Origin of the sequence: Actinosynnema sp. NPDC002837, assembly GCF_040295345.1 — a bacterium.
GTDB lineage: Bacteria > Actinomycetota > Actinomycetes > Mycobacteriales > Pseudonocardiaceae > Actinosynnema.
Genome location: NZ_JBEOVG010000126.1, coordinates 1 through 22087, shown reverse-complemented (window position 1 = coordinate 22087; position 22087 = coordinate 1). Strand labels below are relative to the sequence as shown.

The window sequence follows — 22087 nt, the reverse complement described above, 5'->3', positions numbered from 1 at the left end:
CCAACCGCCTCGCCCGCCACACCAACGCCGACGTCCTCGCCCCCACCAAACCCGCCTGGACCGACACCAACGGCCGCGTCTACACCAGCGACGCCCACATCGGCCCCGACGGCAACCGCCAACCCCGCATCCCACCCAACGGCGAATGGCACACCCACCACCCCGACGGCACCACCACCAGAGCGAGCGAAGACGGCTTCGTCCCCGGCACCAAGGACGCCGACAAGACCGACCTCGACCCCACCGACGCGCGCGACCGGGGCGAGGGCGACGACCCCCGCGACGGGTACGACCCCGACCGCTACCGCAGCGACGAGCCGGAGCCCCCGGTCAGCACTGACACGAAGAGCCTCGGCCGGGTCGACGAGAGCCGCTGGACGGCCGTGGACGACCAGGGCCGCGTCACCGAGATCGACAACATCCCGGTCAAGGACTGGATGCGCGGGTTCGCCGACCGCCGCGGCCAGGAGTTCATGGACGCCAAGGCCGACGGTTCGGTCACCGGCGCCGCGACCGGCAACTGCGTCGGCTGGACCATCGACCGGAGCACCGGCGAGATCTTCGAGGGCGCGAACGGACGGCGCGGCACGGTCATCCCGCCGGACGAGGTCCACCCGCTGATCCAGCGCAACGTCGACGACGCCGCAGCGAATGGCCCTTACACCGCGTATGGCAACGACAAACAGCCGATGATGGAGAACGGGCAGCCGAGGCAGATCCCTTATCCTCACGACGATCCGCCATTGCGGCACGCGGAGGTCCGGGCCACGAACGCGGCGTTGATGGCCAAGGAGAACGCGCGTCGCGAGGAGCTCGGCATGCCTCCCTACCAGCACGGCGACCAGAGCGTGCTCACGCCGGCCGCCCTGGAGGACATGCGCATAGATGTTATGATGACCAAGAGCCCGGACCGGGAAAGCGGCGGTCTGGAGCCCGCGCCGTGCTGCGGAAACTGCAATCTGACCCTCCAGGGCGTGCAGTCCGGCAGCGGCCGCTGGTCCGGCGACAGTCGCGATCCGAATTCTACGTACCTAGATCCGGAGTAGTCGATGCGCGTCAACGAGTCGGACATCGATTGGCAGGACTCGGGTGACCTCGCGGTCCACCGGGGCGCGCCCTACACCGGCGAGGTCGTGGAGACGATCGCGAACGGCAACGTGGTCTCCTCGACGCACTTCGTCGACGGCCGGCAGGAGGGCACCGCCCGGATCTGGTTCCCGGACGGCACGCTGCGCAACGAGTGGACCTTGGTGAACGGACACGCGGTCGGGACGTCGCGGAGCTGGCACGCCAACGGCGCGCTCGCCGAGGAGGAGGTCTACGACGACACCGGCCGCATGCTCGCCCACCGCAGGTGGGCCGAGGACGGTGCGGTGCTCAAGGACGTGACGTACTAGCCGGCGTCACGTCGATCCCCGACGACCAGCTGCACGTTGCCCTGCGCGACCGCATGGAGGACATGCGCCGCAACCCGGTGGAGGGTGAGGGCCACCCCCAGTTCGACCGCCGCACGGGCGAGGTCCTCAACCACACCGAGTTCCCGATCAACGACAACCCCCTGCGGCACGCCGAGGTGAAGAACGTCAACCAGATGCTGCGCGACCGCGGTGTGCCGGACGACGTCTCGCCGGAGGAGCTGGCCGAGCACCTGCGCGGGATGAGGGTGGCCAACGTCTTCCCGCACTGGGAGCCGTTCCCGGCCAAGGCCAAGTGCTGCGCGAACTGCAACAACATGATCGCCGGCGTGCCCAGCAGCACCGGGCGCAACTCGTCGGTGCCCGGCGACCCGAACAACGTGGAGATCGAGTCGGAATGAGCGACATGCGCGTCACCATGGACGACGTGACCTGGGACACCGACGGTTGCGCCCTGTACGAGGGCAGCGGGTTCACCGGGGAGCTGGTCGACGTGGCCGACGACGGTTTCGTCATCTCCTCGTACGCCTACCGGTTCGGCTTCCCGCACGGGCCCTACCGCGAGTGGTTCGCGGGCGGGCAGGTCGCCAAGGAAGGCACGATGCGGGACGGGCTGCCCGTCGGCCTGCACCGCGAGTGGCACCCCAACGGACGGCTCGCCTCGGAACTCGAGTTCGACGACCACGGGCGAGAGCTGGCGCGGAGGCGGTGGGACGAGCAGGGCGCCCCCGCCTGACCTCACCGGTGCCCGGACGGCGAGCGGCGCGGCGGTACCGCTGACCTGTGGTCTCACCCAACCGGACCACACCGGCGTGTTGTGGCCGTTAAGATCAGCGCACCGTGTCCGGGGGGAGCCAAAGGGGTGTTCGACGCATGAGCCAGCCAGCCACACCGCTGACCGAGCAGGAGCAGAACCAGCTCGTCAAGCAGATCGGCCGGGCCATGCTCCCCGCCCTGCCGCCGGGCTGGCAGCGCATCCGGGCGGAGTACCGGGCGGCCGGTCGGCACATCGAGGTGGACCTGGCGTTCGCGGGCCCGGACGGGCAGTGGCGGCCGGTGCGGCCGCCGATGGACGTGGTGCAGCTGTTCGGGCAGTTGCGGGCCGGCATGTACGAGCCCGTGCGCGGCACGTGGCTGAGCGCGGTGTACGAGATCGAGGCGCCGGCCGCGTTCTCGGTCGACTTCAACGCCGACGACGAGCCGCGCTGGCGCAACCCGCCGCCGGTGATCGGCTTCCAGGACGAGCTGCGCACGTTCCCCCGCCAGGACGAGCGGATCCCGCCGTGGCTGCGCCGGCGCGTCGGCCTGCCGCCGCTGCCGGAGCCCGAGCCCGAAGCGACCCCGAAGGACGACGGGCTGCGCATCGCGCACGTCTACGACGGCCGTGACGAGGCCGGCCGCCCGGTGGTCAACCGGCAGATGCTCGACCCCCAGCTGGCCGACGCGCTGCTGACCTACCTGGAGGGCGCGCCGGTCGTGCTGGCCGCGCGCAACCTGGACGTGGACGAGTTCATCCCCGGCGACCAGGACGTGCCGCTGAACTTCCGCACCGACGGCGCCTGGATCTGGGCCGGCGCGGTGCCGCACTACCTGCGCAAGCACGGCCTCCCGCCCGAGCCCGACCTGGTGGCGCACGTCGTGGCCCGCGGTTTCCGGCTCGACGAGGTGGACGACGCGACCCGTGAACGCGCGGTCACGCTGATCACCGGCGAAGCCTGAGCCACCACACCACGAACCTCCCGCCTCACGGGCCGCGCGCACGATTCGCAAATGCGATCGCCGTGCTCCCACCTCCGGCGGGGCGCCGCGGAGGTGATCGTGACGAGCCCGTGAGTGAGTCCGAGGTCACCATGCTCCACCTCGGATGTTTACGTAGAGTCGCTAGATGTGCGCACTCTGTCGACGCGGTCCGACGATCGGGTTACCTATGCGCACAGAAGCGCACGCCCGGGATACCCTGTGCGCATGAGTCCCGCGCTGGAGGCGGTGTTGGCCAAAGCAGGTCTGCAGGTCACCCCCGACGAGTTCCTGTCGCTCGTGGCCGACGCGGCGAAGAAGCTGGCGCCGCCACACCCCGACCCGGCGAGCTACTTCCCACCCGACCAGCGCGACGCGCTGGAGGACGTCGGCCTCGACCTGAGCCCGCACCGCGTCACCGACGACCAGGGGCGCGCGCGGAGCGTGGTGGCGCACGCCGTGCTGCGCGACTCGGCGCTGACGGTGGCCGAGGCCGCCCGGCAACTGGGCGTGGACACCAGCCGCATCCGGCACCGGCTCGGCGTCGGCCGCCTGGTCGGCTGGAAGGACCGGGGCAGCTGGCGGCTGCCCGCCTGGCAGTTCGCGGGCGCCGGCGTGCTGCCGGGGCTGGAGGCCGTGCTCGCGGCCGTGCCGCCGGACCAGCCCGCGCTCGTGGTCGCCGGGTTCATGACGACCGATCAGGAGGACCTGGTGGTGGACGGCACGCCGACGACGCCGCGCGAGTGGCTGCTGGCCGGCGGTGAACCACGCCGCGTCGCGGCACTGGCCGCGCAGCTGGGCACGCCCGCCTGACCGGGCCGCCTACCCCTGTCGCCGAGAACCTTGGACACGCATGTCACGGCTCCCCCAGCCGCCCTCTCCCGCTGTGCTCCAGGCGAACCTGCGCCGCACCGAGGACGTCGTGGCGGTGCACCGGGCCACCCGGCTGGTGCGCATCTTCGCCGCGAAGGGGCTGCACCCGCAGCGGTGGAACAGCTTCCGCTACACCGGTCCCCTGCCGCACGCCCGGTTCGACACCCAGCCGCCCGGCCCTGACGGCGGGCCGACGCACGCGCACGACCAGGGGGTGCTGTACTTCGGCCTGACCGTGCGGACGTCGGTGGCCGAGGTGTTCCAGGCGACGTCGGTGGTGGACCGGCGCACGCGCAGCCCGTTCCTGGTGGTGCTGCGGCCGCGCCGGACGCTGCGGCTGCTCGACCTCACCGGCCTGTGGCCGACCCGGGCGGGCGCGTCGCAGGAGATCAGCGCCGGGCCCAAGGCGGTCACGCAGCAGTGGGCGCGGGCGATCCGCGCGGCCTACCCCGAGCTGGACGGGCTGTGGTACCGGTCGTCGATGGACTCCGGCGCCCCGGCGGTGTGCCTGTGGGACCCACCGGCCGGCACGGGCCTGCCCGCCTCGCCGGACGTGCTGCTGCCGTTGGAGCACCCCGGCCTCGACCTGCCGCTGGCGCGGGTGTGCGAGGAGCTGAACTACACCCTGCTCGGCTGACCGCGACGGCGCGGCGCCGGGAGGAACCGGGCGTACCTGACCTCGGGCAGCTCCTGCTCGCCGAGCTCGTAGCAGTGCACCAGCCCGTCGTGCCGCCAGCCGTGCGACTCGTAGAACCCGCGGCTGCGGGCGTTGTCCTGGAACACCCACAGGACGGCGTACCGGAACCCCTGGTCCATCAGGTGGCGCAGCCCGGCCTCGTGCACCTCGTGCCCGGCGCCCTGCCCGTGGTAGCGCGGATCGGCGTAGATCGCGACCAGCTCACCGGTGTGCAGGTCGGGGTGGGCGTCCTGGGACTCGCGGACCGCGTCGACGGCGCAGTAGGCGCCGATCCGGCCGGTGCTCTCGTCGACCGCGACGAACACCCGGCTGGGTTCGGGCAGCCGCAGCACCCGCGACCACGACGGGAGCCTGCTCTCGGGCAGCATCCGGTCCAGCACCGGGTCGTCCACTATCCCGCGGTACGAGTGCTGCCACGCGTCCACGTTGATCCTGGCGATCTCGGGCGCGTCGTCGGGCCGTCCGGCCCGCACGGTCCACTGCATCCGGTGAGAGTGCCGCAACCACGCCACCGTCCGCTAGCCATTGGTCCAACCCAGTCGGGGCGCGCCGGTGCACACGTAGCCCGAGTACGGCCGGCTCTTCACCCGGAAGCGGGTCGACCGGAACCGGGTGGGGTCGAGTTCGTGGAACCGGGTGCGCACGACGTCGTCGTGCAGCTGCTGGGAGATCGCCAGCACCAGGTCGTCGTCGGCGGCCGCCAGCGCGTCGCGGACCACCTTGGCGTCGAGCAGCCGGCAGGTCACGATCGGGGCGTCGCCGACCAGCCCGAACGCACCCGCGGTGAGCGGGCCGCAGTGCATGGCCACGCGCAGCCGCAGCGGCGTGCCCGCGCGGCGCAGGTCGGCCAGCGCCTCGGCGAGCTGCTCGGTGAAGTGGGCGACCACCCACGCGGCGTCGGCGTCGGGTGGCAGCACGGCCAGTTCGCCGTCGCCACGCACCTGCCGGTACCACAGGTCGCGGTCCAGCCCGGCCTTGCGGGCGGCCACGTCCAGCACGTCGCTCAGCCGCGACTGGACCAGCGACTGGTCCAGCGCGTCGAGCTTGCTGTAGCCCTCGACGTCCACGGCCACCACGAGGCGGTAGACCAGTCCGCGGAGGGGCGTCACCATTTCCAGCGTCACACGAGGAGCATCGTCCCGGTGGGCGTTCGGAAGTAGGGCGATCACCGGGTTTCCCGTTTCACAGTTCGGCGATCTTCCGCAGCACCTCGCGGTCCACGATCGTGATGGCCCGGTACCCCATGGTCAGGACGCCGCGATCGCGCAGCGTGCGGAACTCCCGGCGAGCCGTGTCCTCCTCCACCCCGACGAGCGAACCGATCTCGCCCTGGGTGAGGTTGAGCTTCAACGCGGTGCCGTCGACGACCTGGTGGCCGTAGGCGTCGGCGAGGTAGGACAGCACGCGGGCCAGCCGCACGGCCGCCGGGTAGCCGTTGAAGTCCGTGCGCCGCTGCTCACTCCACTTCAGCGTGCGCAGGATCATCTTGTCCAGGTCGAAGTGCGCGGCCGGGAACCGGGTGAGGTAGTCGGTGAACTGCGCCGCGGTGATCACCCGCGTGCGGGTGTCGACGCACGCGGTCACGGTCGCCGAGCGCGGCCCGCCGTTCAGGAACGACATCTCGCCGACCAGGTCGCCGCCGACCTTGACGTTGAGCAGCGCGACCCGGCCGTTCTCCAGCGTCGCCGTCGCCTTGACCAGGCCCTGGACGAGCAGGATCACGTGGTCGGACCGATCGGACTCGCGCACGAGCGCGTCGCCGCGCCGGAACACCTTCGGCACGCCGAGCCCCAGCAGCGCCGCGCGACCGGCGTCGGACACCGTCTCCAGGTAGGTGCCGGTGGGCCAGCCCGATGCGATCGCCATCCGTTCGACCTCCTCCGCCAGTGACCAGTGTGCCGCTCGCGGAGGAGGTGGGCCCCCGATTCCTGCCGGTTCAGGCCAAGTGGCGCGCCCACCAGTCCAGGACGGCCTCGAACCGCTGCGCGCGGTGGCGCGGCTTGCCCGAGCGGGTCAGCTCGTGGCCCTCGCCCGGGAACACCAGCATCTCGGCCTCGACGCCGTTGCGGCGCAACGCGACGAACAGCCGCTGCGCCTGCTCCAGCGGGCAGCGCCAGTCGTGCTCGGAGTGCACGACCATGAACGGCATGGAGATCTTCTCGGCGTAGGTCAGCGGGCTCATCGCGCGCTGGGTCTCCAGGCTCGGCCCGCAGTAGGCGTCGGCGAAGAACCAGCCGATGTCCGAGGAGCCCGCGAACGAGTCCCACGCGTTGACGGCGCGCTCGCTCCACGCGGCGCGGAACCGCTCGCCGTGGTGCGCGGCCAGCCAGGAGGTCATGAAGCCGCCGTAGGAGCCGCCCATCACGCCCACGCGGTCGGCGTCGAGGTCCGGGCGCTCCAGCGCCACGTCGAGCACGGCGAGGACGTCGTCCACGTCGACCGTGCCGAACCCGCCGATCACGGCCTGGCCGTGCGCCTGGCCGTACCCGGCGGACCCGCGCGGGTTGGGCAGCACGACCGCGTAGCCGGCCGCGGCGTACACCTGGGCCTCGTCGAAGAAGCCCCAGCCGTGGTACATGAACGGACCGCCGTGCACGGCGAGCAGCACCGGGTGCGGCCCCTCGCCCTCGGGCAGCACGAGCCAGCCGTGCACCGGGTAGCCGTCCGGCGCGGAGCCGGTCAGCTCGACCGACGGCCGCAGCGGCACGGTCGAGCCGAAGTCGGTCAGCGTGCCGCCGCCGACGAGCTCGACCTCGCCGGTGTTGTCCGAGGTGGACACCACGGCCACCACCCGGTCGCCGTCGGCGGCGAACGACTTGACCTCGGCCTGCTCGCCCGCGAGCAGCTCCAGGTCGGCCAGCACGGCGTTGTCGGCGTCCAGCGGCACGCGCCGCAGCTCGACCGCGCCGCGGTTGCGGACCGCCACGAGCACGCCCGCGTCCGTCACGACCGGCGCGCCGGCGCCCTTCTCGCAGTCGACGGTCTCCATGTCGGTGAGCCGGGTGAGCCGCTCGCCGTCGAACCGCCACAGGCTCATGTTCCGCGCGACGGCGGCCGAGCGCGGCGCCTGCTCGGGCGAGTAGAACAGCACGCCGCCGTCGGGCAGCGCGACCGGGTGCGCGGCCCAACCGGGGGTCTGCACGACCAGCTCGGGCTCGCCGCCGGTCGCGGGCACGCGGTAGACGTCGTTGTTGAACGCCTCGGCCGCGCCGAGGTCGCGTTCGGCCAGGAACAGCACGGCCTCGCCGTCCGCCGTCCAGGCGGGCTCCGCGGCGGAGAACGTGCCGTCGGTCAGCTCGACCGGCTCGGCGTCGGCGTCCAGCGCGTCCACCGCGAACAGCCGCGAGTGCCGGTCGCCGGTGAAGCCGATGTCGTCCATCCGGTAGTCCAGCCGGGTGATGTGCCGCGGCGCCTCGGCGTCCGGCGTCGGCGCTTCGCCGCCCTCGACCAGCGGCGCGCCGTAGCGACCGGCTTCGGGCACCCGCGAGGTGAACGCGAGCCGCCGCGAGTCCGGCGCCCACACCGGCACGCCGGCGCCCAGCGCCAGGTCGGTGAGCGCACGCGCCTCGCCGCCGTCGGCGGGCATCACGTGCAGCTGAGGCGCCTTGCCGCGCGCCGTGACGCGCAGGAACGCGACCCAGCGGCCGTCCGGTGAGATCCGGGGTGCCAGGTCGCGTTCCGCCCACGTCCAACGCCTCGTCCCGCCGCCGTCCAGGGCGACGCGGTGCAGCCCGCCGCGGTAGGCGTTCGCGGCGACGTCCGGGGTGGAGACGTTCACCAGGACGAGGTCCCCACGCACCGACACGGAGCCGGGCTGGGTCAACGACTGCAAGTCATCGGGGCGCACGCTTCAGCACGTTACCCCAACGATTATTAGCAAGGCTTACGAGATTTTGACGCTCACAGATGGTCACTGGGAGCGGGCGGGACGGGCACCGGCTTGACCGCTTCGGGGTTCCGCCGCACCTTGACCAGGCTGGCGATCGTGGTGATGGCCAGCACACCGATGATCACCGACAGCGACAGCTCGATGCCGATCGTCGGCACGTGCAGCGGCTCACCGCCGTTGAGGAACGGCAGCGAGTTGGTGTGCAGCGCCTCCAGGATCAGCTTCACGCCGATGAAGCCGAGGATCACCGACAGGCCGATCGACAGGTACACCAGCTTGTTCAGCAGGCCGCCGAGCAGGAAGTACAGCTGCCGCAGGCCCATCAGCGCGAACGCGTTCGCGGTGAAGACCAGGAACGGCTCCTTGGTCAGGCCGAAGATCGCCGGGATGGAGTCGAGCGCGAACAGCAGGTCCGTGGTGCCGATGGCGACGATGACGATGAACATCGGCGTGACGAACCGGCGGCCGTCGATCTTCACGAACGACTTCGAGCCCTGGTAGGTGTCGGTCACCGGGTAGACCTTGCGGACCACCTTGAGCGCGACGTTCTCCTTGTACTCCTCTTCCTCCTCGTCGTGGTCGGTCCGCGCCAGCTTGTAGCCGGTGTAGATGAGGAACGCCCCGAAGAGGTAGAAGACCCAGCTGAACTGCGCGATGACCGCCGCGCCCACGGCGATGAAGATGCCGCGCATGACCAGCGCCATCAGGATGCCGATCAGCAGCACCTTGTGCTGGTGGATCGCGGGCACCTTGAAGGTGGTCATGATGATCAAGAAGATGAACAGGTTGTCCACGCTCAGCGAGTACTCGGTGATGTACCCCGCGAAGAACTCGCCCGCGTAGACGCCGTCGGAGAAGAACCAGATGCCGAGGCCGAACAGGATCGCCACGCCCACGTAGAAGGTGACCCACCGGGCGGCTTCGCCGATGGTGACCTCGTGCGGCTTGCGGTCGACGATGAATAGGTCGATGGCCAACAAGACCATCAGGCCGGCGATCGTGGCGAACCACAGCCACACGGGAACAGACACGACTCAACCTCCGGTGCATCGCGCGCACGCCAATGACCGGAGGTCTCCTCCGCCGGCTTGAACGACCGACCGGCGGCACCGGGAACCTCACGCCAGGCTCCGTGCTGACGACACCGCCGCGAGGGAGTACTCCCCTCCACGCCTGCACAGTCTCACGCATGAATGCGGTTCCGCGCCAGCGGAGGTGATCAGAGGCACCCGACCGGGGCCTGACCGGGCGGTTCGGCTGAGAGCCCGACGCCCTGCTGACAGCCCGTTCTCAGCTAATCACGCCTATGGTCAACTCCGTGGCCTCCCTCAACCGCCTCCGCGGCAGGTGGTCGCTCCCCGCGCTGGTCGTGCTGGTCGCCCTGGTGGGCGCCATCGTGGTCTTCACGCGCCAGGGGGACGACCCCGCCCCGGTGAGCACCCGCGACGCGGTGATCGACGTGCCGGAAAGTCCGGACAGCGACCGCACCGTGCAGATCGACACCACCCTGTACCTGCCAGAACGCACACCCGCGCCCGCCGTCCTGCTGCCGCACGGCTTCGGCGGCAGCAAGGCCAGCGTGCAAGCCCAGGCCACCGAGCTGGCCCGGCGCGGGTTCGTCGTGCTGGCCTACTCGGCGCGCGGCTTCGGCCGCAGCACCGGTCAGATCGCCCTGAACTCGGTCGACCACGAGGTCCGCGACGCGCAGAAGCTGCTCGACTGGCTGGCCACGCGTGAAGAGGTCGTCACCGACAGCGCCGGAGACCCGAAGGTGGGTGTGACCGGCGGCTCCTACGGCGGCGCGCTCGCGCTGTCGCTGGCCGGCGTCGACCCGCGGGTGGACACCATTGCGCCGGTCATCACCTACAACGACCTGGCCCAGGCGCTGCTGCCGAACTCGGCGCGCGCCGAGGGCGTGTCCGCCGCCACCCCGGCGGCGGGCGCGTTCGCCGACGAGGGCGTGTTCAAGCGGTCGTGGGCGGGCATCTTCTTCTCCGCCGGCCTGTCCGGCGCGGACGCCACCAACCCCGGTCAGGAAGCGACCGAGCCCGGTCAGGACGACGACGCCCAGGGCGCCGAGAGCGCCGCCGCCGCGGTCACCGCACCGCCGCAGCAGGGCGACACCCCCCGGCCGGTCGGACCGCTGAACGGGGCGTGCGGCCGCTTCCAGGCCGACGTGTGCGCCGCGTACACCGAGGTCGCGACCACCGGAAAGGCCGGGCCGCAGACCCTGGAGGTGCTGCGTCGCGCGTCGCCCTCGGAGGTGACCGACAAGATCACCCAGCCGACGCTGCTGGTCCAGGGCGAGCAGGACACCCTGTTCGGCCTCGACCAGGCCGACGCCAACGCCCGCCAGATCGCCGCGAACGGCGCGAAGGTCAAGGTCGTCTGGTACTCCGGCGGCCACGACGGCGGCTCGCCCGGCCCCGAGCTGCGCGGCCAGATCGCCGACTGGATGGCGTTCCACCTGGAGGGCAAGGGCGCCGACCCCGGCACGAGCTTCGAGTACACGGTGGTGGGCGCGTTCCGCAGCAGCGGGACGCCGTCGTTGCGCAACGTCGTCGCGCCGAGCTACCCGGGCCTGACCGGCTCGGCGGGCACCGAGCGCCGCGACGTGCCGCTGACCGGCCGTGAGCAGGTCGTGGTCAACCCCGCGGGCGGCAACCCGGCGGCGGTGTCCAGCCTGCCCGGCCTCGGGTCGGTGGTGTCGCGGTCCAGCTCGCTCTCGTCGCGGCTGTCGATCGACCTGCCCGGCCAGGCGGCGGTGTTCCAGAGCGAGCCGCAGACCGCGCAGACGCTGCTGACCGGCGCGTCCACGGTGCGGCTGCGGGTCGCCGCCGTGCCTGGTCAGCCGGTGCCCGCCGAGGGCGCGGTGCTGTTCGTGAAGCTGTACGACGCCGACGCCAGTGGCGTGCGGACGCTGCCCGGCTCGGCGGTCGCGCCGGTGCGGGTGGCCGACCTGCCCGCCGACGGCACGCCGGTCGAGGTCACCGTGACGCTGCCCGGCGCGGTGCGCCCGGTCGAGGCCGACCACCGGCTGCAGCTGGTCGTGTCGACCACCGACATGGCGTACTCGAACGCCGCGGAGCCCGCCGCGTACCGGATCTCGCTGGCCTCGCCCGCGCTGTCGGTGCCGGTGGTGCCGGGCGTGAACGCGACCAGCGAGGTGCCGACCGGCGCGCTGTGGGGCATCGCGATCGTGCTGATCATCTGCGTCATCGCGGCCGTGGTCGCCTGGTTCCGCCGCAGGCTGACCGCGGACGTCGACCCGGAGCTCGAGTCGGTGCCGCTGGTGATCGAGAACCTGAGCAAGTCCTACGCCGGCGGGTTCGTCGCCGTGAAGGACCTGTCGTTCCGGGTGGAGCACGGCCAGGTGCTCGGCCTGCTCGGGCCGAACGGCGCGGGCAAGACGACGACGCTGCGCATGCTGATGGGCCTGATCCGACCCACCGAGGGCGGGATCAGGGTGTTCGGCCACCGGGTCAGCCCCGGCGCGCCGGTGCTGTCGCGGATCGGGTCGTTCGTCGAGGGCTCGGGCTTCCTGCCGCACCTGTCCGGCGCGGAGAACCTGCGGTTGTACTGGGCGGCCACGGGTCGTCCGCTGGAGCAGGCGCACGTCGAGGAGGCCCTGGAGATCGCGGGGCTCGGCAACGCCGTGAAGCGGCGGGTGCGGACCTACAGCCAGGGCATGCGGCAGCGGCTGGCGATCGCGCAGGCCATGCTCGGCCTGCCGGACCTGCTGGTGCTGGACGAGCCGACCAACGGGCTCGACCCGCCCCAGATCCACCAGATGCGCGAGGTGCTGCGCCGCTACGCGGCGGCCGGGCGCACCGTGCTGGTGTCGTCCCACCTGCTCGCCGAGGTCGAGCAGACGTGCACGCACGTGGTCGTGATGCACAAGGGGTCGCTGGTCGCGGCCGGTCCGGTCGACGAGATCGCGACCGGTGGCGGCGAGGCGAGCTTCAAGGTCGACCGGCCGGACGAGGCGGCCACCGTGCTGCGGAGCCTGTCGGGCGTGCACGACGTGCACGTGGACGGCGAGCAGGTCCACGCGAGCCTCAACGGCACGCCGCGCGCGTCGGCGTTGCAGGCGCTCGTGGCCGCGGGCGTGGCGGTGGACCAGGCCGGTCCGCGCCGCCGGCTGGAAGACGCATTCCTGGAGTTGGTGGGCGAATGAGCGAGAACGGTGTGCACACCGATCCGGCCGCGATCTCCGACCTGACGGACGCCGCGGAGGCCGAGCACTCGTCGGTCGCGCCGGACGGCTCGAAGGTCGGGTACAAGGCCGGGCGGACGTTGCCCGTGCGGGTGGAGCTGGTGCGGCAGTTGCGCCGCCGGCGGACGCAGTTGGTGCTGGGGTTCCTGGTGCTGCTGCCGTTCATCCTGGTGGTGGCGTTCGAGCTGGGTCAGGCGTCGCCGAACCGGCGGGCGGGCGGCTTCGTCGACCTGGCCACGGCCAGCGGCGTGAACTTCGTGATCCTGACGCTGTTCGTCAGCGGCAGCTTCCTGCTGCCGATGATCGTGGCGCTGTTCTTCGGCGACACGATCGCGAGCGAGGCGTCGTGGTCGTCGTTGAAGTACCTGCTCGCCGCGCCGATCCCCCGGCACCGGCTGCTGCGGCGCAAGGCGCTGGCGTCCGGGCTGATGTCGGTGTTCGCGCTGGCGCTGCTGCCCGCGGTGGCGCTGGTCGTCGGCGTGGTCTGGTACGGGGCGGGCGAGGCGGTGTCGCCGACCGGTGAGGCCGCGTCCTTCGGGGCCGGGGTCTACGGCGTGGCGCTGGCCGTCGTCTACATCTCGATCCACCTGTTCTGGGTGGCCGGGCTGGCGCTGTACCTGTCGGTGTCCACGGACGCGCCGCTGGGCGCGGTGGGCGGCGCGGTGCTGGCGTCGATCGTGTCGCAGATCCTCGACCAGATCACCGCGCTCGAAGGCCTGCGGGACTACCTGCCGACGCACTACGCGTTGGCGTGGGCGGACCTGCTGTCGTCGGACGTCGACTGGTCGCAGATGGCGAAGGGCACGTTCTCCGCCCTGGCGTACGGGGCGTTCTTCACCCTGCTGGCGGCGCGGAAGTTCGCGCGCAAGGACATCACCAGCTGAGGTAGGGCTCGTGGTCGACGGCGCATCGGGGCACTCCCGGTGCGCCGTCGTTCGTCACGGGAGGGAAGCCAGGCGGCACGCCTCGTCGACGACCGCCTGCGGCGTCACGTTCATCCACCGGAGGATCGACTCGCAAGTCTGCACGTTGCCGTCCTCGCCGAACCCGCACGCGCTGTCGACGATCACGCCGCCGTGGCCTTGGAGGAGCAGGTAGAAGTGGCAGTCGGCGGCGTCGGCGGTCGCGACCGGCGCGCCGGTGACCGCGGTGGCCGCGCTGAGGCCGACGACGAGGGCCGCGCACCGGAGGATCCGCCGAAGTCGCATGGTCCCAGTCTCGCGGTGGTGGAGATCCACCGCACGGGACCGCACGGAGTCCTCCACCCCGCCGTCCGGCGGGGTGTTCTAGGAGAGCGCTGGTCGCTTCGACTTGGGCAGCTTGGCCACGACGAGGTCGTAGGACAAGTCGAGGAGTTCGAGCAGCTCGTCGTCCGGCACGGCGCTACCCAGCCGGACCCGGTTCCAGCCGTAGCGCCCGATGTAGGCGCTGACCGCGACGTCGTCCGGGTAGCGCTCGCGCCAGTGCCCCGCGTCGTCGGCGGTGGCGCCCGACTTCACGCCGACGCTGCCGCCGTCCAGCGAGATGAACGCGAAGATCTTCCCGCCGACCTTGCAGCACAGCTCGCCGTCGCCGAAGGGGTAGGTCTCCTCCGCGCCGGGCTTGGCCAGGCAGTGCGCGATCACGTCGTCCAACGTCATGGCGTCACGCTAACCGGCGGCAATTAGGGTGATCACGTGACTGCCTACACGGACTACACCGACTACACGGACGAGGAAGGCCGGACCCTGCGCACGGCGGTCTTCGGCGCGATGGTGCTGGTGTCCACGGCCGAGCCGGGTGCGCTGGACGAGGAGAGCCACGCGGGCATCCGGGCGATGGCGACGTTCTCGCCCGGGCTGCGGCAGGTGCTGGGCGCCGCCCGGCCCGAACTGCCCGCGGGTTCGACGGCGGACGTGGAGGCGGGCGTGCTCGACGCGTTGCGGCGTTCGGTCGACATCCTGGCCGCGCGGACGCCCGACGAGGCGGCGGCGTTCCCGGCGGCGGTGCTGGCCGTGTGCGAGGAGGTCGCTTCGGCGGACGGACGTGTCGGCGAGGTCGAGAGCGCCGTGGTCGCCAAGGTCCGCGCCGCCCTGCAGGGCTGATGCCAAAGACCTGACCGAATCCTCCCGCGCCCATCCCGGCGCACCTGACGCCGCCGCTCGCCGACGGACGGTCCGAATGGACCGCTCGACGACGGTCCGACGTCCGCTCGACGCCGGCCCGGCGTCCGCTCGACGACGGCCCGGCGGCGGTGAGGAGCGGTGGGCGGGCGGCGGTGATGCGGTTGCTGTTGAGGCGGTGGCGGGTCGTGGGTGGACGCCGGGTGGCGGCACGCCCGGTGGGATCGCCGCCGGATGCGGGGTGTGAGGGGTTGGAGGCCTGTGGTCCGGGTTGCGGGGAGCCCGCTCGGCGCGGCGGGGTGGTGCGGCGCTGTCGAGCGGAGGGCCGGGGTTGCGCGAGTTGGCGACGCGATTGGTGGTGTCGGCGACGTGGTCACTGGTGTCACCGCGTAGCCGGAGCGCTGGGTAGCCGGGGCGCTGGGTAGCCCCAACCGTCCGCCGGCGGTGCGGAGAGCGCCGCCGGCGGTGGTTGGGGTTACTTCACGCCGGCGGCGTCCATGCCCCGCAGCTCCTTCTTCAGGTCCTGGATCTCGTCGCGCAGGCGGGCGGCCAGTTCGAACTGCAGTTCACGCGCGGCGCTCATCATTTGATCCGTCAGTTGTTGCACGAGGTCCGCCAGCTCGGAGCGGGCCATCGTGCCGGTGTCGCGGTCGGTCAGCACGCCGGAGCCGCCCCGGCCGTTGGCGCCCGGGTCGCCGGTCGGCTTCTTGCCCCGCGAGGCGTTGCGGCCGGAGCCGCCGGGGGCGATGGCGTCCTCCGCCTCGGCGTAGACCTGCTCCAGGATGTCGGTGATCTTCTTCCGCAACGGCTGGGGGTCGAGGCCCCGCTCCTCGTTGTACGCGACCTGCTTGGCGCGCCTGCGGTTGGTCTCGTCGATCGCGTGCCGCATCGAGTCGGTGATCCGGTCCGCGTACATGTGGACCTGGCCGGACACGTTGCGGGCCGCGCGACCGATGGTCTGGATCAGGCTGGTGCCCGAGCGGAGAAAGCCCTCCTTGTCCGCGTCGAGGATCGCGACCAGGGACACCTCGGGCAGGTCGAGACCCTCACGGAGCAGGTTGATGCCGATCAGCACGTCGTAGTCGCCCAGCCGCAGCTGCCGCAGCAGCTCGACCCGGCGCAGCGTGTCGACCTCGGAGTGCAGGTACCGGACGCGGATGCCGAGTTCGAGCAGGTAGTCCGTCAGGTCCTCGGCCATCTTCTTGGTCAGCGTGGTGACCAGGACCCGCTCGTCCCGCTCGGCGCGCACCCGGATCTCGTGCACCAGGTCGTCGATCTGGCCCTCGGTCGGCTTGACCACGACCTCCGGGTCGACCAGGCCGGTCGGGCGGATGACCTGCTCGACGAACTCGCCGCCGGTCTGGCCCATCTCGTACGGGCCGGGCGTGGCCGACAGGTACACCGTCTGGCCGATCCGGTCGGCGAACTCCTCCCACGTCAACGGGCGGTTGTCCATCGCGCTCGGCAGGCGGAAGCCGTGCTCCACCAGGTTGCGCTTGCGCGACGCGTCGCCCTCGTACATGCCGCCGATCTGCGGCACGGTCACGTGCGACTCGTCGATGACCAGCAGGAAGTCGTCGGGGAAGTAGTCGATGAGGGTCGCGGGCGCGGTGCCCGGACCGCGGTCGTCGATGTGGCGCGAGTAGTTCTCGATGCCGTTGCAGAAGCCGACCTGGCGCATCATCTCGATGTCGTACGCAGTGCGCATGCGCAGCCGCTGCGCCTCCAGCAGCTTGCCCTGCCGCTCCAGCGCGGCCAGCCGCTCGGCCAGCTCGAGCTCGATGTTGCGGATCGCCTTCTCCATGCGCTCCGGGCCCGCCACGTAGTGGGTGGCCGGGAAGATGCGCAGCTCGTCGACCTCCTTGACCACGTCACCGGTCAGGGGGTGCAGGTAGTAGAGCTTGTCGATCTCGTCGCCGAAGAACTCGACCCGCAGCGCCAGCTCCTCGTACGCCGGGATGATCTCCACCGTGTCGCCGCGCACGCGGAACGTGCCGCGGTTGAACGCGATGTCGTTGCGCGTGTACTGGATGTCGACCAACGCCCGCAGCAGCAGGTCGCGCTCGACCTCGCCGCCGACCTCCAGCTTGATCGACCGGTCGAGGTAGGACTGGGGCGTGCCGAGGCCGTAGATGCACGACACGGACGCGACCACGATCACGTCACGCCTGGTGAGCAGGCTCATCGTGGCCGAGTGGCGCAGCCGTTCGACGTCCTCGTTGACCGAGGAGTCCTTCTCGATGTAGGTGTCGGTCTGCGGGATGTACGCCTCGGGCTGGTAGTAGTCGTAGTAGCTGACGAAGTACTCCACCGCGTTGTCCGGGAAGTACCCCTTCAGCTCGTTCGCCAGCTGCGCGGCCAGCGTCTTGTTCGGCGCCATCACCAGCGTGGGCCGCTGCACCTTCTCCACCAGCCACGCCGTGGTGGCCGACTTGCCCGTGCCGGTCGCGCCGAGCAGCACGACGTCCTTCTCCCCCGCGCGGATGCGCTTCTCGAGGTCCGCGATCGCCGCGGGCTGGTCGCCCGCGGGCTGGTAGTCGCTGACCACGCGGAACTTCCCGTCGGTGCGGGGGATGTCACCGACGGGACGATGCGACGAGTGCGCCTTGACCGGGATCTCGGTTGGGAAAGCCACGGGTACGACGGTACGCCGCGGGTACGACAATTTCCGATCCGGCCCAGGTCAGCGGGGCCGTGATCAGCAGTTGCAGTCGCAACCGCAGCAGTCGCAGTTGCAGTCGCAGTTCGGGCCGCAGTCGCCGCCGTTGCACCACGCTTCACGCGGCTTGCCGCTGAACGGCCCCGGGTACGGGTCGCGGCAGCAGTACTGGCACGTGCCGCACTGGTAGAGCACGGCCAGGCAGCCCAGGAGCGCGCCCCGGGTGACCGGCGGCTGCTTCAGCTTGGGCCAGCACCACAGGCCGCTGCCGGGAGGTGGCGGCCCGTTGCCGCGCCTGCCCTTCTTGCCACCCTTCGGCGGCTCGGGCGGACCGCCGTGGCCGGGAGCCGAGGGCGGCGGCACGTGACCGGGAGGCGGCACGTGACCGGCGTGCGGGCCGGGCTGCCCGTGGGGACCGGGTTGGGCCGGCGGCGGGTACATCCCCGGCGCGGGCTGCCAGCCGGGCGGCGGTGGCGGCGTGTGCGGACCGTGCGAGTGGGGGTCGCCGAACGCCCGCCGGATCGACTCCCGCACCTCGTGCGCCAGCAGCACGTGCACCAGCCGGTCGTCGGCGAACTCCACCTCCGCCATCGCGAGCTTGATGCCCAGCGCCGCGTCCTCGCACAACCGCCGCGCCTCGTCCAGCGTCGTGCCCGTGGCGACCAGCGGGTTCCACGCGCCGGACGCCCGGTCCTCCGCCAGGTCCTCCACCGCGTCCAGCAGGTGCGCCAGCCGCCCGAACAGCCGCCCGACCTCGCGCAACGGGGCCGCGTTGCCCGGCCGCCCGGCCAGCACCGCGGTCTGCGCCACGGCCTCGCCCGCCGCCGTCTCGGTCGGCTCCGTCACGGTCAGCACGGACGACCCGAGACCCGCCGCGGCCTCCACCGACGACTGCCGCCGCACGGCGTCCACCAGCACCGCCGTGTCGAACCCCAGGTCGAGGCCCGTCTGCGAGGCCTGCGCCGCCCACCGCCGCGCCACCTGCCTGCCGACGCCGCGCATCGGGGCCCGCGCGAACACGCCGTCGCCGTCGGCGACGTGGTCGCCGACCTTCGCCGAGGCCAGCACCAGGGACACCGACGCGGCCAAGCGCGCGCCCGTGCCCACGGCGACGTCCGCCGACTGCATACCCCTCAGGGCGCACGGCCCGGCGGAGCGCCGCGACCGTCCCGCCTGCGCCTCCACCAGGGCGGAGATGACCAGGCCGTCGTAGTTGGTGACCACGCGGGCCAGGTGGCCGTGGTCGTCGCGCAGCGCCAGGCACAGCCCGCACAGGTGCGCCAGCCACGACTCGCGCAGCTCGGGGCCCAGGCGGTTGCGGCAGGGGCGGATGATGCCGAACATGGCGGGAAGAGTAAGCGATCATCATACTTTCGGGTGACAGAAAGGAGCGTTCCGCCGGTGTCGATGCCTAAGGTCGGCGCTGTGACGTCGAGTGCCGCCGGGACCCGCATGCACATCCACCCGCCGAAGATCGAGTACTTCGACCTCGACGCGAAGAGCAACACCGATCCCAAGGGCCACCTGCGCGGGGTCGAGGAGTACCGGCTGACCGGTCACGGCCTCTACATGTCCCGCCCGGTGCCCGGCCACCCCCACCTGTCCCACTTCGAGTCGTGGCTGCTGCCCGCGCACGGCCTGCGCGTCACCCGGCAGTCGTGGCACCCGGGCCACGAGCGCGACTACGACCTGTACGTCGACGTGGTCGAGATCAGCTCCAGCGGCTCGGTGTGGAAGACCGTCGACCTGTACCTGGACCTGGTCGTGCGCACGGGCCGCAGCGTGACCGTGCTGGACACCGACGAGCTGCTGACGGCGCTGGACCGCGGGCTCATCCAGGCCGACCGGGCGCAGTGGGCGCTGGAGACGACCTACCGCGCGGTGGCCGGCATCGCCGCGCACGGTCACGACGCCGTGCGGTGGCTCGCGTCCCAGGGAACGATCACCACCTGGCGTCGGCGGTAATACAGACCGTCACACTTGCAGGTCAACCGCCATCCGAGTCCGTCACCTGATAGAGACCGCATACCACACAGACCGTGATGTAACGAATCGAACCGGATAGTTACCCGGAGCACACTTCCGGCTACCCTCGGGTCGCGTGGGAGCGGTCATCACACCTCAGCTCGTCGACGTGGTCGACACCGTCAGCGCAGTTCGCAGCTACTCCAGCGGCATGTCGCGGCACCTGTCCACGTGTCGGGTCGAGCCGTGGGGACTGCGGCTGGAGTGCCCGACGCCGGAGGACCCGTTCTCCGATTCGGAGGTCACCTGGTTGATGCCCTCGATCGGATTGCGGCTGACGCACCACCGACCCCGGTCCAGACACGCGCGCAGCGGCCCGAGCGTGCTCAGCGCGGTCCGCGTGCAGCGCGACGGCCGCGCGTGGCGCACCACCGACCTGCTGCTCGGCCTGGCCGTGCCCGGCGGCACGACCGCGCGGATCGTGCGCTGCGAGGAGTTCGCCGCCGCCGTGGCCGGGCGCGTCCTCGGACCCGGCGACGCCGACCAGGCGCTGCGCATCGTGCACCGCACCCTCGAGGAAGTCAGCCTCCACCGGCACGACCTCGGCTCGTGGCTGACCCACCGGGGCATCTACGACGCCTGGCCCTCCCTGTAGAAGGCGTCCACGCGCGCGGTCGCGGCGGCCATCCACGGCTCCTTCGACTCGGCGTAGGAGAAAGCGTCCGCGTCCCCCCTGTGCTTCTCCGCCAACTCCAGCTTCACCGCCGCGTACTCGTCCCGCGCCGCCGTGTCGGCCCGCAGCCAGTCGCGGAACCGGATCGCCCAGTTCCAGGCCGGACCGCCCTCGACCCGGACGTGCAGGTTGACCCGCCGTCCCGGATCCGCGCCCGCGTGCAGCCTCTTGCGCCAGCCCTCCGGCGCGTCGCCCTCGTACCGCACGCTGTCCTCGGCGTCGCCCAGGAACGGGAAACCCGCCTGCGCCAACGCCTCCTCCAGCTCGGCGGCTTCCTCCAGCGACGTCACGCCCAGCTGGAAGTCCAGCACGTCCTTCGCCGCGAGGCCGGGCACGGCCGTGGAGCCGATGTGCTCGACCGCGCGGCCACCGGCGGCGAGCCGGATGCGTGCCGCGACCCGGGCCGCCTGGACGGGCCAGGTCTCGTCGTAGGGCACCACCATCGGGGCGCCCGAGGCGTAGCGGCGCAGCCTGATGTTGGACTCGTAGCGCACCAGCCGGTCCGCCCACAGCGCGTCGACCTGCGCCAGCACCAGGTCGGGCGTGCCGGAGTTGTCCAGCCACACGTCCGCCACGGCCCGGCGGCGCTCGTCGTCGGCCTGCGCGGCGATGCGGCGGCGCGCGTCGTCCTCCGGCAGGCCCCGCTCGCGGAGCCGGACGAGGCGCTGGTCGAGGTCCGCGTGCACGATCACCACCAGGTGGTACAGCGGCGCCATGTCCTTCTCCACCAGCAACGGCACGTCGTGCACGACGATCGCGTCCGCGGGCGCGGCGGCGATCAGCTCGCCCGTGCGGGCCGCGATCCTCGGGTGCGTGATGCCGTTGAGCGTGGTCAGGGCCTGCTCGTCGCCGAACACCTTCGCCGCGAGCGCGGGCCGGTTCAGCGCGCCGTCCGCGCCCAGCACGTCCGCGCCGAACGCCTCCACCACCTCCCGCAGCCCGTCGGTGCCGGGTTCGAGCACCTCGCGGGCCAGCCGGTCGGCGTCGATCACCACCGCGCCGTGCTCGGCGAGCCTGCCCGCCACCGTCGACTTGCCCGACCCGATGCCCCCGGAGAGCCCTACGCGCAACATGGTGACCAGCCTGCCACGCGGCGGATCTTCAGGTGCCCTCGATGGGGGTCATGGACTGCTGGGCCACGGCGGCGAGGAAGCCGCCGATCGCGTCCTCGGGCAGCACGCCGACCTTCGCCCGCGCCACGAACGTGGTCTTGCCGAGCCAGCCGACGAGCAGGCGCTCGTCCTTGGCGCTGATCAGCTGGCCCTTCCGCTTGCCGACGTCGACCTCGCGGACGGTCGCGCCGTCCTCGCGTTCGGCGGCCACGCTGTCCGCGACCCGCGCACTGGCCGTCGGCTCGTCGTTGTACGTGGCCAGGCCGATGATGACGGGCGCGGCGGCGATCGGCTGCCGCTCGGGCACGCCGTAGTAGCAGTCGATCTTCCCGGTGCGGCCCAGCGACGGCTCCGGGATGCCGATGATGGTCTTCAGCTCGCCGGGCAGCTCGCGGCCGAGCTTCTGGTGGAACAGCTCGACCGGGATGACCAGCTCGCAGTCGTCGGGCAGCGGCCGGTCCGTCATCTGCGGGATCCGGCTGAACGACGTGGGCGGCACGATCGTCGGGATCTGCGGCTGCGCGACCGGTTGCGTCTGCACGGCGGCGCAGCCCGCGCTCGCGAGCACCACCATCGCCGCCAACACCGCCGTCCGCATGCTCATAGCATTCTCAACTTAGCGCACGGCAACGCCGATGAACCCCCGAAAGAGTGAACGACGATCGCCCCCCGCCCGAGGTGGGCGAGGG

General features: G+C 71.9%; 23 protein-coding genes. 12 read left to right on the top strand and 11 right to left on the bottom strand.

Annotation, left to right across the window (positions count from 1 at the left end; genetic code table 11):
- The 7 genes from ABTZ99_RS41670 to ABTZ99_RS41640 form a co-directional block, all read left to right on the top strand.
- On the top strand, positions 1 to 1046 hold a 1046-nt coding region (locus ABTZ99_RS41670; RefSeq protein WP_499618565.1), incomplete at its 5' end, for a hypothetical protein.
- Positions 1047 to 1049: 3 nt separating this feature from the next.
- Positions 1050 to 1397, top strand: coding sequence for a toxin-antitoxin system YwqK family antitoxin (locus tag ABTZ99_RS41665; RefSeq protein ID WP_499618564.1), 348 nt, complete (start codon positions 1050 to 1052; stop codon positions 1395 to 1397).
- Between the two features lie 62 nt (positions 1398 to 1459).
- Positions 1460 to 1816 (top strand): hypothetical protein, encoded by a 357-nt coding sequence (locus tag ABTZ99_RS41660; RefSeq protein WP_499618562.1) that lies wholly within the window; start codon positions 1460 to 1462, stop codon positions 1814 to 1816.
- Positions 1813 to 2151 carry a toxin-antitoxin system YwqK family antitoxin gene (locus ABTZ99_RS41655; RefSeq protein ID WP_499618560.1) on the top strand — a complete coding sequence of 113 codons (339 nt, stop codon included), beginning with the start codon at positions 1813 to 1815 and terminating at the stop codon, positions 2149 to 2151. The genes ABTZ99_RS41660 and ABTZ99_RS41655 overlap by 4 nt, the downstream gene beginning before the upstream one ends.
- Before the next feature lie 137 nt (positions 2152 to 2288).
- A complete protein-coding gene (locus ABTZ99_RS41650; protein ID WP_498780772.1) occupies positions 2289 to 3134 on the top strand; it encodes a hypothetical protein in 846 nt (281 codons plus the stop codon).
- A 246-nt stretch (positions 3135 to 3380) separates the two neighbouring features.
- On the top strand, positions 3381 to 3965 hold the full coding sequence (locus tag ABTZ99_RS41645; RefSeq protein ID WP_230566891.1) for a DNA-binding protein: 585 nt from the start codon (positions 3381 to 3383) through the stop codon (positions 3963 to 3965).
- 40 nt (positions 3966 to 4005) lie between these two features.
- Entirely contained in the window at positions 4006 to 4662 is a 657-nt protein-coding gene (locus tag ABTZ99_RS41640; RefSeq protein WP_498780774.1) for an RES family NAD+ phosphorylase, read from the top strand.
- On the opposite strand, the gene ABTZ99_RS41635 is transcribed toward ABTZ99_RS41640, so the two are convergent.
- The 5 genes from ABTZ99_RS41635 to ABTZ99_RS41615 all read right to left on the bottom strand — a co-directional run bounded on the left by ABTZ99_RS41635 (position 4644) and on the right by ABTZ99_RS41615 (position 9642).
- Positions 4644 to 5207: a GNAT family N-acetyltransferase gene (locus ABTZ99_RS41635; RefSeq protein WP_498780776.1), complete on the bottom strand. Its 564-nt coding sequence runs from the start codon at positions 5205 to 5207 to the stop codon at positions 4644 to 4646. The two genes, ABTZ99_RS41640 and ABTZ99_RS41635, sit on opposite strands and share 19 nt — an antisense overlap.
- A gap of 33 nt (positions 5208 to 5240) precedes the next feature.
- Positions 5241 to 5846: a hypothetical protein gene (locus ABTZ99_RS41630; RefSeq protein WP_499618557.1), complete on the bottom strand. Its 606-nt coding sequence runs from the start codon at positions 5844 to 5846 to the stop codon at positions 5241 to 5243.
- 58 nt (positions 5847 to 5904) lie between these two features.
- Positions 5905 to 6588 carry a Crp/Fnr family transcriptional regulator gene (locus tag ABTZ99_RS41625; protein ID WP_498780777.1) on the bottom strand — a complete coding sequence of 228 codons (684 nt, stop codon included), beginning with the start codon at positions 6586 to 6588 and terminating at the stop codon, positions 5905 to 5907.
- 70 nt (positions 6589 to 6658) lie between these two features.
- Positions 6659 to 8569: a S9 family peptidase gene (locus ABTZ99_RS41620; RefSeq protein WP_498780779.1), complete on the bottom strand. Its 1911-nt coding sequence runs from the start codon at positions 8567 to 8569 to the stop codon at positions 6659 to 6661.
- A 53-nt stretch (positions 8570 to 8622) separates the two neighbouring features.
- Entirely contained in the window at positions 8623 to 9642 is a 1020-nt protein-coding gene (locus tag ABTZ99_RS41615; RefSeq protein WP_498780780.1) for a TerC family protein, read from the bottom strand.
- A 287-nt stretch (positions 9643 to 9929) separates the two neighbouring features.
- On the opposite strand from ABTZ99_RS41615, the gene ABTZ99_RS41610 reads away from it, so the two are divergent.
- Both ABTZ99_RS41610 and ABTZ99_RS41605 read left to right on the top strand, forming a co-directional pair.
- Complete coding sequence (locus tag ABTZ99_RS41610; RefSeq protein ID WP_499618555.1) at positions 9930 to 12788, top strand: alpha/beta fold hydrolase; 2859 nt, start codon at positions 9930 to 9932, stop codon at positions 12786 to 12788.
- Positions 12785 to 13711 (top strand): ABC transporter permease, encoded by a 927-nt coding sequence (locus ABTZ99_RS41605; protein WP_230566899.1) that lies wholly within the window; start codon positions 12785 to 12787, stop codon positions 13709 to 13711. The genes ABTZ99_RS41610 and ABTZ99_RS41605 overlap by 4 nt, the downstream gene beginning before the upstream one ends.
- A gap of 54 nt (positions 13712 to 13765) precedes the next feature.
- Here ABTZ99_RS41605 and ABTZ99_RS41600 read toward each other — a convergent pair whose 3' ends face one another.
- Positions 13766 to 14035, bottom strand: coding sequence for a hypothetical protein (locus ABTZ99_RS41600; RefSeq protein ID WP_499618553.1), 270 nt, complete (start codon positions 14033 to 14035; stop codon positions 13766 to 13768).
- Positions 14036 to 14113: 78 nt separating this feature from the next.
- Positions 14114 to 14467 (bottom strand): MmcQ/YjbR family DNA-binding protein, encoded by a 354-nt coding sequence (locus ABTZ99_RS41595; RefSeq protein WP_498780786.1) that lies wholly within the window; start codon positions 14465 to 14467, stop codon positions 14114 to 14116.
- A 36-nt stretch (positions 14468 to 14503) separates the two neighbouring features.
- Here ABTZ99_RS41595 and ABTZ99_RS41590 point away from each other — a divergent pair, with 36 nt between their 5' ends.
- The gene (locus tag ABTZ99_RS41590) at positions 14504 to 14911 is read left to right on the top strand and encodes a hypothetical protein (RefSeq protein ID WP_499618551.1); all 408 of its coding nucleotides are present in this window, start codon (positions 14504 to 14506) and stop codon (positions 14909 to 14911) included.
- A gap of 493 nt (positions 14912 to 15404) precedes the next feature.
- On the opposite strand, the gene uvrB is transcribed toward ABTZ99_RS41590, so the two are convergent.
- Both uvrB and ABTZ99_RS41580 read right to left on the bottom strand, forming a co-directional pair.
- Positions 15405 to 17564: an excinuclease ABC subunit UvrB gene (uvrB, locus tag ABTZ99_RS41585; RefSeq protein ID WP_499618550.1), complete on the bottom strand. Its 2160-nt coding sequence runs from the start codon at positions 17562 to 17564 to the stop codon at positions 15405 to 15407.
- Positions 17565 to 17627: 63 nt separating this feature from the next.
- The gene (locus ABTZ99_RS41580; RefSeq protein WP_499618548.1) at positions 17628 to 18932 is read right to left on the bottom strand and encodes a DUF5685 family protein; all 1305 of its coding nucleotides are present in this window, start codon (positions 18930 to 18932) and stop codon (positions 17628 to 17630) included.
- A gap of 108 nt (positions 18933 to 19040) precedes the next feature.
- Between ABTZ99_RS41580 and ABTZ99_RS41575 the strand changes: the two genes are divergently transcribed.
- Together ABTZ99_RS41575 and ABTZ99_RS41570 are read left to right on the top strand one after the other, a co-directional pair.
- A complete protein-coding gene (locus tag ABTZ99_RS41575; protein WP_498780910.1) occupies positions 19041 to 19553 on the top strand; it encodes a ribonuclease FAU-1 family protein in 513 nt (170 codons plus the stop codon).
- A 136-nt stretch (positions 19554 to 19689) separates the two neighbouring features.
- Positions 19690 to 20208, top strand: coding sequence for a ribonuclease FAU-1 family protein (locus ABTZ99_RS41570; RefSeq protein WP_498780793.1), 519 nt, complete (start codon positions 19690 to 19692; stop codon positions 20206 to 20208).
- Here the strand turns inward: ABTZ99_RS41570 and coaE are convergent.
- Both coaE and ABTZ99_RS41560 read right to left on the bottom strand, forming a co-directional pair.
- Positions 20184 to 21359, bottom strand: a complete 1176-nt coding sequence (gene coaE / locus ABTZ99_RS41565; RefSeq protein WP_499618546.1) for a dephospho-CoA kinase — start codon at positions 21357 to 21359, stop codon at positions 20184 to 20186. The genes ABTZ99_RS41570 and coaE overlap by 25 nt on opposite strands.
- A 28-nt stretch (positions 21360 to 21387) precedes the next feature.
- Positions 21388 to 22002 (bottom strand): hypothetical protein, encoded by a 615-nt coding sequence (locus tag ABTZ99_RS41560; protein WP_498780796.1) that lies wholly within the window; start codon positions 22000 to 22002, stop codon positions 21388 to 21390.
- Positions 22003 to 22087: the final 85 nt, after the last annotated feature.

Coding starts and splice junctions, on each gene's coding strand:
- ABTZ99_RS41660 (WP_499618562.1), top strand. CDS start 1,460: ATGCGCCGCAACCCGGTGGAGGGTGAGGGCCACCCCCAGTTCGACCGC.
- ABTZ99_RS41645 (WP_230566891.1), top strand. CDS start 3,381: ATGAGTCCCGCGCTGGAGGCGGTGTTGGCCAAAGCAGGTCTGCAGGTC.
- ABTZ99_RS41605 (WP_230566899.1), top strand. CDS start 12,785: ATGAGCGAGAACGGTGTGCACACCGATCCGGCCGCGATCTCCGACCTG.
- ABTZ99_RS41560 (WP_498780796.1), bottom strand. CDS start 22,002: ATGAGCATGCGGACGGCGGTGTTGGCGGCGATGGTGGTGCTCGCGAGC.
- ABTZ99_RS41595 (WP_498780786.1), bottom strand. CDS start 14,467: ATGACGTTGGACGACGTGATCGCGCACTGCCTGGCCAAGCCCGGCGCG.
- ABTZ99_RS41640 (WP_498780774.1), top strand. CDS start 4,006: ATGTCACGGCTCCCCCAGCCGCCCTCTCCCGCTGTGCTCCAGGCGAAC.
- ABTZ99_RS41625 (WP_498780777.1), bottom strand. CDS start 6,588: ATGGCGATCGCATCGGGCTGGCCCACCGGCACCTACCTGGAGACGGTG.
- coaE (WP_499618546.1), bottom strand. CDS start 21,359: ATGTTGCGCGTAGGGCTCTCCGGGGGCATCGGGTCGGGCAAGTCGACG.
- ABTZ99_RS41655 (WP_499618560.1), top strand. CDS start 1,813: ATGAGCGACATGCGCGTCACCATGGACGACGTGACCTGGGACACCGAC.
- ABTZ99_RS41650 (WP_498780772.1), top strand. CDS start 2,289: ATGAGCCAGCCAGCCACACCGCTGACCGAGCAGGAGCAGAACCAGCTC.
- ABTZ99_RS41635 (WP_498780776.1), bottom strand. CDS start 5,207: ATGCAGTGGACCGTGCGGGCCGGACGGCCCGACGACGCGCCCGAGATC.
- ABTZ99_RS41575 (WP_498780910.1), top strand. CDS start 19,041: ATGCACATCCACCCGCCGAAGATCGAGTACTTCGACCTCGACGCGAAG.
- ABTZ99_RS41580 (WP_499618548.1), bottom strand. CDS start 18,932: ATGTTCGGCATCATCCGCCCCTGCCGCAACCGCCTGGGCCCCGAGCTG.
- ABTZ99_RS41600 (WP_499618553.1), bottom strand. CDS start 14,035: ATGCGACTTCGGCGGATCCTCCGGTGCGCGGCCCTCGTCGTCGGCCTC.
- ABTZ99_RS41665 (WP_499618564.1), top strand. CDS start 1,050: ATGCGCGTCAACGAGTCGGACATCGATTGGCAGGACTCGGGTGACCTC.